We start from the raw sequence: 14,300 nt of genomic DNA, 5'->3' as shown, positions 1-14,300 counted from the left end.
AAATGGTCGATAGTACATCCATAATGTATGCACCTGAAACAAAAGAGAAGAAAAACATAGACCGTGCCAATTTGAGAAAGACTATATTATTAGGTCTTATTATATTTCTCACCTTTAGCATTTTTGCTGCGATTTTAAATGGTCCTTCAAAGGTTTCTTTCTTTGATTTTTTTCATGGTATGCTTACTAAAGACTTTTCCATAAGCAGTAAAACGCGTGATTATCTTGTGCTTATCGATATTAGGCTTCCTCGTATTATGTTAGGATTATTGATTGGATCAGCTCTCGCTGTCTCTGGTGTTCTTATGCAGGGGCTTTTCCGTAATCCTCTTGCAGATCCTGGAATTGTAGGCGTATCAGCAGGAGCAGGTCTTGGTGCTGTTTTGGCCATTGTTATTGGTATTGCTTTTCCTGCTTCATTAGCACCTTTTCTAGAACCCTACAAAGTTATCATAGGTGCTTTTTTTGGTGGTCTTCTGTCAACAATTGTTCTTTATACAATAGCAACACACCATAGTTTTACTTCTATTGCAACAATGCTTCTTGCAGGTATTGCTCTTGGTGCTTTAAGCAGTGCTGTTGTGGGAACACTTATTTTTATTGCAAACGACCAACAACTGCGCGATATTACTTTCTGGAGCCTTGGCTCTCTTGCAGGTGCCACATGGTTAAAAGTTTGGCTTATACTGCCTTTTATCTGTGTTGGTCTTCTTTTTTCGCCCCTTTTATCACGAGCACTCAATGCTCTTGCTCTTGGAGAAGCCGTTGCTGGGCATATTGGTTTTAATATTCAATGGGTTAAAAATATTGCTATTCTCCTTGTTGCCCTTATGTGTGGTAGTGCAGTTGCTATGAGTGGAGGCATTGGTTTTATCGGTATTGTTGTTCCCCATATTTTGCGTCAACTCATTGGTCCAGATCACCGTTATCTCATCCCCTGCTCTGCTCTGTTGGGAGCAGCGTTGCTTGTTTTTGCTGATACCTTTGCACGTTTAATTGTTGCTCCAGCAGAATTACCAATAGGCATCGTGACAGCGCTTTTTGGTGCTCCTTTTTTCCTGTGGATTCTTATATGCAAAAGAGGAACGGAATTTTCATGATTGAGGCAACCGATATTTGCGTTCAACGCGGGAAAAAACAAATTCTTAACCATATAGACATTCAAGCGAATTGTGGTGATCTTACCATTATTATCGGTCCTAATGGATCTGGGAAAAGTACTTTTATTAAAGCACTGAGTGGAGAGCTTTCCTTTAGTGGAAAAATAACCTTAAACGGTTATGATGTTCGTCAGACAAAAACTTGTGAAATGGCGCAAATGCGCGCAGTTCTTCCACAATCAACAATACTGGCATTTCCATTTTTAGTCCATGAGGTTGTAGAACTTGGTCTTTCGGTAAATAAATGTGCCTTTGCAAAAATTAAATTACAAAATCTTATCCAAAAAGCTTTAGAGCGTGTCGGACTTGCTGACTATAGCAAGCAATATTATCATAAATTATCAGGAGGGGAACAAGCTAGGGTGCAACTTGCTCGTGTGCTTTGCCAAGTTTGGGAACCCATTGATAATGGAATTTCTCGTTGGATGATCTTAGATGAACCTATTGCTAGCCTTGATATTCAACATCAGCTTGTTGTGATGGAGATTGCTAAAAATTTTGCTCGTTGCGGTGGAGGTGTTCTTGCTGTTCTCCATGATCTTAATCTTGCCTCACATTATGCAGATAAAATGATATTGCTAAAGCAAGGAAAGGTTCATTGTGAAGGAAATGCCTCTACTGTTTTGACAACGCAAAATCTACGTGATGTTTATCATTGTCCTTTAACTGTTTCTGAATTACCTAAAGCAGATATTCCATTTATATTACCTCAAACAGCATCTTGCCTATAAGATAACCAATTTATTTTGAATTCTGTTTTTTTAATCAAAGAATTCAATGATCTAGCAAAGTAAAATGTAAAAACGTGCTTAGATGTCATTTTTTCATGAATAGTTTTCTGTATAGTAGATATACTATTTTAAAAGAAGACTATAATCCTCTTTCCTCCAAAATACTGCGGAAAAAAATACGCCTTTTCAATTTCAATAGTATTCGAAACTTCCCTTAATGAAAATACTTAAGGCTTTAATACGAGGATGTTTTTTTTTTTCTAACATCAATAAGAACTTTCCCTCTTTTTTATCACTTTGATCTTTATAAAACAACATCAAGGATCCATGAGAATGCTTTTGCAATTGATAAAGAATTGTTAAGAAAAATGTATTATTGTTTGCCCATTTTCTATGCAATGATAGATTTAAAAAATCATAACTTTCTTTTTCTTGTCAATCAATTCTGTCCCTCAACTCTATAGCTCTTTGAAATTGCTTCCAGAACATTCCAAAAGTTTTTTTTAATACTTTCAAATATTCTTGTTCATTGAGAGATAAACCTTTTATTACTTGCATAAAAAAATAACGCGAAATGACTCCGCGTTAACAAAAGCATCAAAAGGAGTTTTTTTTATTTGTCACCTGATAGTCTTCATGATTTTATAGCGTAAACAACAGTTGTATTAACAGGTCGTGTTTCTCTTTCACCTGTTGTGGCAAGTTTTGCTTTATGCGTGTGCACACCAGCTGGTTTTGTCCTCCCTGCTATAACGCTATAGTGATAATTTGGATTCCTTCTACCAATATCATTGGCACTCCACCCAACTCCATCATACTGAAAATCGTGCGTATGCTTACCTGCCTCTTCAATAGTGCAATCATGCGTATGCATTTTAAAGCTATCTTGCTGTTCATCTGCAAATTTTCGACCTCTATCTAAACCACGGCCATTATCAAAGCCACGTAAAAACATCCCTCTAAAATCAGGAACTTTAAAGGTTGTCTCACTGTCTTTTCCCCATTTATCACCTATGGCTTTGAATAGCTGCGGATAATCTTTGCGTTTATAAGCAGTACCGTCACATAAAAGCCAACCATTTGGTACTTCTTGCATCGCAAATGTAGCAATAAACCCTGAAGGAAAGATTTCTACTTTTGGTGGTGGAAGAGGTGTAGGATTTAAGAGATACCAACCATCACAATCTTCCATTGAAATATCGGCATGATATACCATTTCATAAATACCGCCTGTTTGTAACTCTCCGCCTTCTAATGGCATAATACCCGTATTGGTTGCTTTATAAAGTGGTTTCTCCCCTATGTTATTAATGGCTATCGTTGTCGTACCAAGGTTTACACCACGAGACTTAAAACGTATGATGATATCATTTTTGTATTTCTCTATAGGTGAAGCTGTCTTCAACGTAATAAATGTTGTTTTATCTTCCACGTTCACCATAAAATGTGAGTTAATAGAGCCTCCACTATCTGCAAGATATTCACGCACACGCTGCATCATTGCTCGTGCACTATCATTGACAGAACTAGGCGGCTGACCTTCTGCCCAATTAATGATACTATCTGAATTAGCGTTTTCATCAGCCTTTAACGACCAGTCATAAATATTAGACATTCTTCCCCCCTCAATAATTCTTCTTGAATTTTTTTCTTGTTGTTAATCTCTATGAAGAAACGCTTCCTCACAACAGATTTCAATTAACAGCAATAGAATTGTAGATACATGCAAAAATGTAGAAAAATGCCATCATCAGTCGATACATTATTTCTGCTGTACGTCTCTTCCTATGGTTTGTTTTTCTCTTGATTCCCCCAATTCAATAAATTCAATTCACTCTATTTTTTCATAAAAACAGCTCCCGCCTTTGCTTTGCAATGCAATCACTTCATTTGATAATACGCGTCTATTATGCTCTCGCTATCGTTATGCAATCCTACTTTGAAGTTTTCTTATAAATTTTATCAATATTATTCATAAGATTCTTTGCCATTGATTAAACATAGCTAAGGTTAAATGTAATGACTTATCGATCAATTAAGAAACGCATTGAAACACTTGTATATTTAATAAATCGTGCTGCATTTCGTAGCACGCTCGTTCACTTTTAATAATTTAGTCTACAATATCTTATTCCATACCAATTATTTTATTATGATTATGAGAACTTTTGTAAAGAACAGCATTCTCTCAATCTGTATTTGCAAAATTTATATAGCTTATTTTACCTCATTCTTTCAAAGAAATTATGATTTCTATTGTCTTTTTTCTGTATGACATAAGATAAAAAGTTTTCTTTTCGTTCTTTGCCTTCCCTATCACATTTTATTTGCATGCAAAAACCTTTTCAGACATAAATTGTTTGTAAATTTACCCTGAAAACTGTTTTTGCTGATAAAGACCAACGTTCTTATTGAACGCTTCTTCTTTCCAATCTAACAGACCAAAGAGGATATATTCAATACAGACAATCATCCCACACTTTAACTTAACAACTTATGGATATCTCCTAAAGGCACTAAAGAGTGCATCACATATTTCCATTACATATGAAGAATATGCACAATTTCTTTAAGTAAATTAAAAATCTTCTTTAGGTAAATTAAGAATTGTGAACCTACCTCCCCTGTAAAAACACGGCAACACGCTTCGACAAATCACTTACTGTAGCCGTTTCCCCCATTAACACCTAATACAAGTGCCTCCTTATATATTCTATTATATATCGTTTTTTTTTGCAAGAATAATAAATTCTAAGGAATATCAAAGTCAGTATTTGCCAAACTATTCTGTTAAATAATCCTACCTCATAAAGGCAACATCCTCATTATACTGAAAATAAAATGATTATGTGGGATAAAAGCAACTCAATATCACCCCAAAAAGTGCTTCTAAGCTTATGACTAAGTCAATAAAATAATGAGCACATAAATTAAAAAATATGCAAGAAACAATAGGCACAAATCCTATCATTTTGGCAAGAAATTTTTGCTCTCACTGTTCTTTATAAAAAACTTTAGAATTTAACTTTTCACTTCATAGCACCTGTGTTCATTCCTCAAAATACATAAAAATCGTTAAAAACATATCTTTACGATTGACAAGACAAGTATTTAAGCCAACCATATTCTTTTAAGTAAAAGATTTTTAAATGGGCGAATGCAAATATTATAAAAGATATTGCAATCAATTTTTCAATAAAGCGTCTTGATTTTTCTCTAAGGTGTCTTGGTATAAAAATGATATTCTATACACCTTTTCATTCAAGCACACATGATTGATAATTTGAATATATCTCCCCTGACCATCATCATCTGTTTTTGAACTCTCTGTTTATAAGGAAAAAATTTATGCAGAAAAATATTCCATCAATCAGTTGTAGTCCTTTTCCCGCCTCACGTAAAATCTACCAACAAAGTTCTGTCTTTTCTGATGTACGTGTTCCATTGCGTGAGATTTTATTGACTGATGGTAGCGGTGAGGAACCTTTAAACATCTACGACACTTCCGGCCCATATACCGATAAAGATATGATGATTGATATTACACAAGGCTTACCAGCGATTGGCTTATCTTGGCTTTCTAAACGTGCTGATACTGCAGCTTATACTGCACGCCCTGTTAAACCTGAAGATAATGGGTTAACCTATGAGAGTCCCCCTATACCAACCTTTGAGCATAAGCGTCCTATTTTGCGAGCAAAAAATGGTAAAGCAATTACGCAAATGGCTTATGCACGCGCAGGTATTATTACTGAAGAAATGGAATATGTCGCTATACGAGAAAATGAAGGACTTGTGATACAAGATACGCAAAAAACGCAATCAAATGAAAATTTTCATGGTTCAATACCAGAATTTTATACGGCCGAATTTGTTCGCAATGAAATTGCCTGTGGACGCGCCATTATTCCTCAAAATATCAATCACCCAGAATGCGAACCTATGATTATTGGACGTAATTTTCGTGTTAAAATTAATGCTAATATTGGTAATTCAGCCGTTACTTCATCTATGGCAGAAGAAGTCGATAAAATGGTTTGGGCTATTCGTTGGGGAGCAGATACAGTTATGGATCTCTCAACAGGGCGGAATATTCACAATATTCGTGAGTGGATTATTAGAAATTCACCAGTACCGATTGGAACTGTTCCACTTTATCAAGCACTCGAAAAAGTCCAAGGTATTGCGGAAAATTTAACATGGAACATTTTCCGTGATACACTCATTGAACAAGCAGAACAGGGGGTTGATTATTTTACCATTCACGCAGGATTACGATTATCTTTCATCCCTCTGACGATTGATCGAGTAACAGGTATTGTTTCACGAGGTGGTTCTATTATGGCAAAATGGTGTCTTCATCATCATAAAGAAAGTTTTCTCTATGAACATTTTGATGAAATTTGTGATATTGCACGCACTTATGATATCTCTCTTTCTTTGGGGGATGGACTGCGCCCTGGCTCTCTTGCCGACGCCAATGATGAAGCGCAATTTGCTGAGCTTAACACTCTGGGAGAATTAACAAAAATGGCTTGGGAAAAAGATGTACAAGTTATGATTGAAGGTCCAGGACATGTCCCAATGCACAAAATTAAAGAAAATATGGAGCAACAATTAGAGCTCTGTCATGAAGCACCTTTTTATACTTTGGGACCACTTACCACTGATATCGCTCCTGGCTATGATCATATTACATCGGCAATTGGTGCCGCTATGATTGGATGGTTTGGAACAGCCATGTTGTGTTATGTAACGCCTAAAGAACACTTAGGGCTTCCCGATAAAAATGATGTAAAAACTGGTGTGATCACTTATAAAATTGCTGCGCATGCTGCTGATCTTGCTAAAGGTTTGCCTAGAGCACAATTACGTGATAATGCTCTTTCACGTGCGCGGTTTGATTTTAGATGGCATGATCAATTCAATCTTTCCCTTGATCCAGAAACGGCCTGTGCTTTCCATGATGAAACAATGCCTAAAGAAGCCCATAAATTGGTACATTTTTGTTCCATGTGCGGGCCAAAGTTTTGTTCCATGCGTATTTCTCATGATATTCGTGACGCAGCAGCAATGCAAAAAACAAAAGATGAAGGTATGATTGTTATGTCTAAGGAGTATCAAAAGAATGGTGATCTTTATGTAAATGCTATTCCTGCTCAAAAAAAGAGTGTCAACAGTTGAAGAATATTCTTATCAAAGGTGCCGGTGTAGGGGGATTAACAGTTGCTTTTATGTTACAGCAAAAAGGCGTTTCTGTTACTCTATCGGCTCCCCCTCATTCTCCTATAGGGTCTGCGAGTTGGTATGCGGGAGGAATGCTTGCACCTTACTGTGAGAGAGAAAGTGCTGAACAAATTGTTGAAGACCTTGGTATAAAGGCCATAGATTGGTGGAATAAAACACTTCCCAATCTTGTCATAAAAAAGGGAACACTCGTTGTTGCGCCTATACGCGATAGAGTAGAACTTGAACGATTTGCAATGCGCACACACAATCATAAAACGATAAATGCTGCTGAAATAGCTCTTCTTGAACCTGATCTTGCCGAACGTTTCAACTGTGCACTTTTCTATGAAAATGAAGCACATTTTGATCCTCGCCAAGCACTTATGGTTTTAAAAGAAGATCTTATAAAAAATGGAGCGTGTTTTGTTGATAGAGAAATATCTGAAACAAATTTTGATATTGTTATTGATGCAACGGGAATAGCACGTTTAGGAAAAGATAAAAATATACGCGGTGTGCGTGGTGAAATGCTTCTTGTACGCAGTACAGATATTAAAATTTCTCGTCCAATTCGCCTTCTCCATCCACGCATTCCTCTCTACATTGTTCCTCGCCAAGATAATATTTTTATGATTGGTGCAACAATGATTGAGAGTGACTTTGATGGAGGCATCTCAGTGCGGTCAATGATGGAATTACTCAATGCAGCTTATACCTTGCATCCAGCTTTTGCCGAAGCAGAAATTATTGAATCTGGCGTTGGTATACGACCATGCTATCCTGATAACTTCCCTTCTGTGTATAAAAATGGTAATCATATTTCTATTAATGGATTTTATAGACATGGTTTCCTTTTATCTCCAGAAATGGCAAAACGCGCAATGGAATTGGCATTGGAGTAAAACATGCAGATATTTGTCAATGGTGAAATAATCCAAACAGAAGTTATTACCCTCAGTCTATTGCTTGAAGAATTGGGGTATGAAGGCAATTGGCTTGCAACTGCGGTGAATGCTGAAGTTGTTCTCGTAGAGGAACGACACCAATTTATTTTGCATGAAGGAGATAAAATTGAAATTTTAAGCCCAATGCAAGGAGGCTAAGACTATGCTGAATCTTTATGGACGTCAATTTTCTTCTCGTCTTATGTTAGGTACAGCGCAATATCCCTCACCAGCAATCCTTCGTAAGGCTATTCATAAAGCAAATACAGAAATTGTAACCGTTTCATTGCGTCGTGAAACCGCTGGTGGCAAACAAGGTGGACAATTCTGGCAATTTCTGAAAAAACTTGATGTAACCGTGCTTCCCAATACCGCAGGTTGCTACACTGTTAAAGAAGCTGTTGTAACAGCTCAACTCGCAAGGGATCTCTTTAAAACATCTTGGATTAAACTTGAAATCATTGGTAATCCAGACACTTTACAACCAAATGTTTTTTCCTTAATCGAAGCAGCGCAAATCTTAAACAATGAAGGTTTTCAAATTTTTGCCTATACAACAGATGATCTCATTGTTGCTGAAAAACTCCTAGACGTTGGATGCCGTGTCATTATGCCTTGGTGTGCGCCTATTGGTTCTGCCAAAGGTCCTCATAATACCGATGGATTACGTTCTATACGCGCTTACCTTCCTGATGTAATTCTTGTTATTGACGCTGGAATTGGGCGCCCATCCCATGCTGCTGTTGCTATGGAACTGGGATATGACGCTGTCCTTCTTAACACTGCTGTTGCCAAAGCAGGTGATCCTGTCTTAATGGCTGAAGCCTTCTCTCAAGCCGTGCTGGCAGGGCGTATGGGGTATAAAGCAGGTCTTCTTGAAGCACGTGACACAGCAATTCCATCAACACCTGTCATTGGAAAAGCAGTATTTTCATGAAACTGGACCCCTTTTATCTTATCGTTGACAGTGCTGATTGGGTTGAACGCTTGGTTCCTCTTGGAATAAAACTCATACAATTGCGCATGAAAAATGAAGACTCAAAAACGATTAGCCAACATATTAAACGTGCAAAAAATATATGCGATAAATTGGAAGCACAACTAATTATTAATGATCATTGGTCATTAGCAATTGATGAAAAGTGCAACTTTATTCATCTTGGACAAGAAGACTTAAACAATGCTGATCTTCCTGCAATTCGTAAAAACGGTATAAGACTTGGTCTGAGTACACACGATGAACATGAGCTCGATATTGCAATATCTGTTCATCCTGAATATATCGCCCTTGGTCCTATTTATCCAACAATCTTAAAAGAGATGAAATGGAAACCTCAAGGATTAGAAAAAATCAAACAATGGAAAAAACGAATTGGTGCTCTCCCTTTAGTAGGCATTGGTGGCTTAACACCAAAACGCGCAATTGGTGTTTTAAAAGCAGGTGCCAACAGTGCTGCTGTTGTAACCGATATTATTCTTCACAAAAAACCTGAACAGCGTACCCAACAGTGGATAAAGGCAACACAAGAATGGCGTTAATTCCTTCTATTCTTATTGTTGCAGGAACAGATCCAACAGGGGGAGCTGGTATTGTTCGTGACATAGAAACAGCAGCACATTTTCAAATAAAAGCAAATATCGCTCTTACATGCGTTAATGTACAAGATGATCACCACGTTACTGAAATTGTTCCTATGACTGGCAAACTTATCGCTGCGCAAATGCGTTGTGCCTTAGAAGCTAATTCCATAAGCGCAATAAAAATTGGGATGACAGGTACACAAACAATTATAGCAGCAATCTGTGATGTCTTAGAAGACTATCCCCATATTCCCGTTATTCTAGATCCTGTACTTGTCGCCTCATCAGGAGGAAAACTAACAACGGAAACAATTATCGAAAGTATGATGAATAAACTTCTTCCTCATGTTGATCTTTTAACACCAAATAGAGAAGAACTCGCTCTTCTCAGCAAAAGTCCATTGGCATCTGATGATGAGCAAGCAATACAACAAGCAAAAAAGCTTCTCTCTTTTGGTCCGTGCTCTATCTTAATAAAAGGTGGGCATGCAGAGGGTCGTCTCGCAACTGATAGCTTCATTAACAAAACTGAGATAATAAACATTTCCACTCCACGTTTAAAGGGAACAATGCGAGGAACAGGTTGTATCCTTTCAACTGCTACTGCTGCACATTTGGCATTAAATGAATCTCTCATTGAAGCCGTCAAAAAAGCAAAAACATATATCCACACATTGTTGTTAAATCATAATTGAAAAAAATATTAAAATATTAATTATAATATCATGAAATATTATTGATTTTTTTAGTGTGTGTATTTATTGTCTTAAATTTAGTGTAAATATATAAAATAATTATTTATTTTATTAAAAAATGATAACTAAAAATATACTCTTATAAAATTATATTTTACTTTTTTATAAATATATAAGATTATTATTTATAAATATTCCATTCAGTGCATAATCTTTTATTATAGAGGGGGTAATATGTCCTAATCGATAAAAATAACACATTGAAAACTGCAAACGAGTCTACTTTATAGTTTTTTTGTCAAAAAAAGAAGCTATCATTGTTTCAGACAGAAATCACAAATAAATATATCAAAAAGCTTGCAGGATAATGTAGTCTGATCTATTCGTAGTCCATAGATCATTAGAAAAATAAAATGTTAAATCAAATACCGTACGCAATCTCATATGAAGAACTCTTAAACTTTTATAAAGAAAGTGGGGTAGATGCTGTTCTAACAGATTGGCCTATTGATCGTTTTAGTCAATCTGTCACCTTAGAGAAAAAATCAACACAAACCGTAAATACCTCTCATGATCAACCGATATCACCAACCAAATTCGCTCATCATCTGCTCCCTAACCATGATAGAGTGCAACGTGAACCTTCCGCTATAGAAATAGCAAAAAATACTCACACACTTGATGAATTAAAATCTGCCCTCCTCGCTTTTAATGGCTGCTCTTTAAAGCTGACAGCAAAAAATACTTGTTTTTCAGATGGAACAGCAGGAAGTCTGCTCATGCTTATAGGAGAAGCACCAGGACGAGAAGAAGATATTCAAGGCATTCCTTTTGTGGGAAAAGCAGGCATGTTGCTTAATAAAATTCTCGCATCAATTGGCTTAACAAGAAAGGATGTTTACATAGCCAACACTATTCCCTGGCGCCCACCGGGAAACCGCACACCAACACCAAGAGAAGTTGCATTGTGCCGTCCCTTCATTGAACGACAAATTTCTTTAGCTAATCCGCGTGTTCTTATAGCGCTGGGAGGAATTGCTATGCAATTTCTTACCGGAGCTCAAAATGGAATTATTCGGACTCGAGGTAAATGGTTTACCTATGAAAGCGAAAATAATATCAAAATACCTGTTATGCCAACCTTTCATCCTGCTTACCTTCTTCGAACGCCGAGTCAAAAAAAACTTACATGGATGGACTTTTTGGAAGTAAAGAATCGCTTAAACAATCTCTCGTAATTCCTTAAGCCTCCTTTACACCAAACTGTAAATACCCTTTCAATCATTCCCACTCTTAAATACAGACAGGAAAAAATTATGGAACAACCAAAAACGCTCATTTATCGTTTGGAAGATTACCAACCAACGCCCTATGCTATTCCAAAAACACAGCTTTACTTTTGTTTAGAACCTCAAAAAACTTTTGTGACAGCAACATTATTCATTGAAGCACGCCAAAATGCAAAAAAAGGAGTGCCTCTTGTGCTTTCTGGGGATGATCTTACATTAATTTCTGTTGCTATTAATGGTACAAAATTGTCTGAAGATGCTTATAAAGTTACTCCTTCATGTTTAGAAATTACCACCCCACCAGAAACTCCTTTTACATTGCAATTGATTACAGAACTGAATCCTGAAAAAAATCGCCAACTCATGGGGCTCTATCTTTCCAATGGTGTCTATTGTACACAATGCGAAGCGGAAGGATTTCGTCGCATTACTTATTTTTATGATCGCCCAGATGTTCTTTCTACCTATACGGTAAAAATTGAAGCAGATTCTCAGAAAATTCCTATCTTGCTTTCCAATGGTAACCTCGTAGAAACAGGAACCCTTGAGGATAACCGTCATTTTGCTCTTTGGGAAGATCCTTATCCTAAACCATCTTATCTCTTCGCTTTAGTTGGTGGCGATCTTGATAAGTTAGAAGACCATTTTACCACCATATCTGGTCGGCGTATCGAACTTGGGATCTATGTTGAAAAAGGAAAAACCAAACGTGCAGCTTATGCAATGGATGCGCTCAAACGCTCTATGCGTTGGGATGAAAAATGTTTCGGACGCGAATATGATCTTGATGTTTTCAATATTGTGGCTGTTTCCGACTTTAATATGGGCGCAATGGAAAATAAAGGCCTTAACATCTTTAATGATAAATATGTTCTTGCTGATCCTGAAACAGCAACCGATCAGGATTATAGAAATATCGAACGTATCATTGCTCATGAATATTTTCATAATTGGACCGGTAATCGTATTACCTGTCGTGATTGGTTTCAACTCTGCTTAAAAGAAGGCTTAACGGTTTATCGTGATCAAGAATTTTCCTCAGATCAAAATATACGCAGCCTACAGCGAATTGAAAATATAAAAATATTGAAAAATAAACAGTTTACGGAAGATTCTGGTCCCCTTGCTCATTCTGTACGCCCTCGTCAATATAGCCAAATCAACAATTTTTACACTGCAACCGTCTATGAGAAAGGCGCTGAAGTCGTTCGCATGGTGCATACTCTTTTAGGCTCCTCTCTCTTTCGTAAAGGGATGGATCTCTATTTTCAACGCCATGATGGGCAAGCTTGCACAATTGAAGATTTTATCGCCTGTTTTGCGGAAGTTTCTCATCAAGATTTTTCACAATTCATGCTGTGGTATGAACAAGCCGGTACACCTCATGTGATAATCGATACGCATTATAATGATGGTGTTCTAACAATTCATGCAAAGCAACATATTCCAGCAACACCGCAACAAAACACAAAAAAGCCTATGCTTATCCCTATCGCTTTTGGCCTGTTAGGACATAATGGAGAATCTCTTACTTATGAATCTGACGCAGATATTCAATCAGATGTTATGCTGCTCTCCAAAGAAAACCAAACCTTCATATTAAGAGGACTACGCGAAAAACCTGTTTTATCACTGCTTAGAGATTTTTCTACACCTATCAACCTACAAACTTCATTCAATGAAAGCGAACTCATCTTTCTTGCACAAAATGACAGCAATCAACTTAATCGTTGGCAATCGCTTAACCATTTGATGATGCAAGCTCTTATTGAAGCTATTCAGAATAAAACACAAACAAAAGAGAATATGCCCTCTGCTTTACTAAAATTGGTTGAAAACATCGTTAAAGATGAAAGCCTTGAACCAGAATTTCGTGCGTTTTGTTTAAGTTTACCGAGCGAAATTGAACTTGCCCATACTATTGGTAAAAATGTTGATCCAGAACGTATTCACCATGTGCGCAATCAGTTTTTAGCTTCACTTGCACATACACATCAGGAACTCTTTACAAAAATTTATATGCAAATGGAGACCGATGAGCCTTATTTACCAAATACTATCCAAGCTGGAAAAAGAGCATTACGCAATATTATGTTAGATTATCTTTCCATTGCGGAAGCTCAACAAAATCGTGCTGCCATACACTATGCAACAGCGAATAATATGACTGATCGTATGGCGAGTATCACCATTTTAGTGCGGCACTTTACTGAAAGTAAGCAAACACAAAATGCCTTAAATGACTTTGAAAACCGCTATCGGCATGACCCTCTGGTCATGGATAAATGGTTTTCGATTCAAGCAATGGTTGCAGGAACATCAACACTTGGCCATATTCAAAAACTCATGCAGCATCCGCTTTTTTCAAAAGATAATCCCAATCGTGTACGCGCTTTGATTGGTGTGTTTGCCTCTCATAATCTAACCGGTTTTAATAGAGCTGATGGTGCATCCTATCATTTCCTTTGCCAAATCATTTTAGAAATTGACAAAAAAAATCCACAGCTCGCTGCATGGTTATTAACAACGATGCGCTCTTGGCGACAATTAGAACCTATTCGGCAACAAAAACTTGAAACTGCATTAAAAAGGATTGCAGAAACTTCTCAATTATCAAGTGATGTTGCTGATATCATCAATCGTCTCCTCGCTTGAAATAAAAAATATTTAT

General features: G+C 37.0%; 11 protein-coding genes. 10 read left to right on the top strand and 1 reads right to left on the bottom strand.

Features of this window, described 5'->3' with window-relative positions:
* Window positions 1-2: 2 nt before the first annotated feature.
* Window positions 3-1,100, top strand: a complete 1,098-nt coding sequence (locus NMK50_RS02445; protein WP_254770743.1) for a FecCD family ABC transporter permease — start codon at window positions 3-5, stop codon at window positions 1,098-1,100.
* Window positions 1,097-1,891, top strand: coding sequence for a heme ABC transporter ATP-binding protein (locus tag NMK50_RS02440; RefSeq protein WP_254771159.1), 795 nt, complete (start codon window positions 1,097-1,099; stop codon window positions 1,889-1,891). The genes NMK50_RS02445 and NMK50_RS02440 overlap by 4 nt, the downstream gene beginning before the upstream one ends.
* 634 nt (window positions 1,892-2,525) lie before the next feature.
* On the opposite strand, the gene bgtC is transcribed toward NMK50_RS02440, so the two are convergent.
* Window positions 2,526-3,506, bottom strand: coding sequence for a gene transfer agent tail collar protein BgtC (gene bgtC / locus NMK50_RS02435; protein WP_254770742.1), 981 nt, complete (start codon window positions 3,504-3,506; stop codon window positions 2,526-2,528).
* Window positions 3,507-5,239: 1,733 nt separating this feature from the next.
* On the opposite strand from bgtC, the gene thiC reads away from it, so the two are divergent.
* From thiC to pepN, 8 genes are all read left to right on the top strand, one after another.
* Complete coding sequence (gene thiC, locus NMK50_RS02430) at window positions 5,240-7,075, top strand: phosphomethylpyrimidine synthase ThiC (RefSeq protein WP_254770741.1); 1,836 nt, start codon at window positions 5,240-5,242, stop codon at window positions 7,073-7,075.
* A complete protein-coding gene (locus NMK50_RS02425) occupies window positions 7,072-8,022 on the top strand; it encodes an FAD-dependent oxidoreductase (RefSeq protein ID WP_254770740.1) in 951 nt (316 codons plus the stop codon). The genes thiC and NMK50_RS02425 overlap by 4 nt, the downstream gene beginning before the upstream one ends.
* Window positions 8,023-8,025: 3 nt before the next feature.
* Complete coding sequence (gene thiS / locus NMK50_RS02420) at window positions 8,026-8,223, top strand: sulfur carrier protein ThiS (RefSeq protein ID WP_254770739.1); 198 nt, start codon at window positions 8,026-8,028, stop codon at window positions 8,221-8,223.
* 4 nt (window positions 8,224-8,227) lie between these two features.
* Window positions 8,228-9,001 carry a thiazole synthase gene (locus tag NMK50_RS02415; RefSeq protein ID WP_254770738.1) on the top strand — a complete coding sequence of 258 codons (774 nt, stop codon included), beginning with the start codon at window positions 8,228-8,230 and terminating at the stop codon, window positions 8,999-9,001.
* A complete protein-coding gene (locus NMK50_RS02410; RefSeq protein WP_254770737.1) occupies window positions 8,998-9,603 on the top strand; it encodes a thiamine phosphate synthase in 606 nt (201 codons plus the stop codon). The genes NMK50_RS02415 and NMK50_RS02410 overlap by 4 nt, the downstream gene beginning before the upstream one ends.
* Window positions 9,594-10,340 carry a hydroxymethylpyrimidine/phosphomethylpyrimidine kinase gene (locus tag NMK50_RS02405; protein WP_254770736.1) on the top strand — a complete coding sequence of 249 codons (747 nt, stop codon included), beginning with the start codon at window positions 9,594-9,596 and terminating at the stop codon, window positions 10,338-10,340. The genes NMK50_RS02410 and NMK50_RS02405 overlap by 10 nt, the downstream gene beginning before the upstream one ends.
* 413 nt (window positions 10,341-10,753) lie before the next feature.
* Complete coding sequence (locus NMK50_RS02400) at window positions 10,754-11,578, top strand: uracil-DNA glycosylase (protein ID WP_254770735.1); 825 nt, start codon at window positions 10,754-10,756, stop codon at window positions 11,576-11,578.
* Window positions 11,579-11,656: 78 nt separating this feature from the next.
* A complete protein-coding gene (gene pepN / locus NMK50_RS02395) occupies window positions 11,657-14,284 on the top strand; it encodes an aminopeptidase N (protein ID WP_254770734.1) in 2,628 nt (875 codons plus the stop codon).
* Window positions 14,285-14,300: the final 16 nt, after the last annotated feature.

It is taken from the genome of Bartonella harrusi (assembly GCF_024297065.1).
In the GTDB taxonomy this organism is placed as follows: Bacteria; Pseudomonadota; Alphaproteobacteria; order Rhizobiales; family Rhizobiaceae; genus Bartonella; species Bartonella harrusi.
Note: the sequence above shows the minus strand (reverse complement) of the source record. Positions and strands in the feature narration are given on the sequence as shown.

Coding starts and splice junctions, on each gene's coding strand:
- NMK50_RS02445 (WP_254770743.1), top strand. CDS start 3: ATGGTCGATAGTACATCCATAATGTATGCACCTGAAACAAAAGAGAAG.
- NMK50_RS02440 (WP_254771159.1), top strand. CDS start 1,097: ATGATTGAGGCAACCGATATTTGCGTTCAACGCGGGAAAAAACAAATT.
- bgtC (WP_254770742.1), bottom strand. CDS start 3,506: ATGTCTAATATTTATGACTGGTCGTTAAAGGCTGATGAAAACGCTAAT.
- thiC (WP_254770741.1), top strand. CDS start 5,240: ATGCAGAAAAATATTCCATCAATCAGTTGTAGTCCTTTTCCCGCCTCA.
- thiS (WP_254770739.1), top strand. CDS start 8,026: ATGCAGATATTTGTCAATGGTGAAATAATCCAAACAGAAGTTATTACC.
- NMK50_RS02415 (WP_254770738.1), top strand. CDS start 8,228: ATGCTGAATCTTTATGGACGTCAATTTTCTTCTCGTCTTATGTTAGGT.
- NMK50_RS02410 (WP_254770737.1), top strand. CDS start 8,998: ATGAAACTGGACCCCTTTTATCTTATCGTTGACAGTGCTGATTGGGTT.
- NMK50_RS02405 (WP_254770736.1), top strand. CDS start 9,594: ATGGCGTTAATTCCTTCTATTCTTATTGTTGCAGGAACAGATCCAACA.
- NMK50_RS02400 (WP_254770735.1), top strand. CDS start 10,754: ATGTTAAATCAAATACCGTACGCAATCTCATATGAAGAACTCTTAAAC.
- pepN (WP_254770734.1), top strand. CDS start 11,657: ATGGAACAACCAAAAACGCTCATTTATCGTTTGGAAGATTACCAACCA.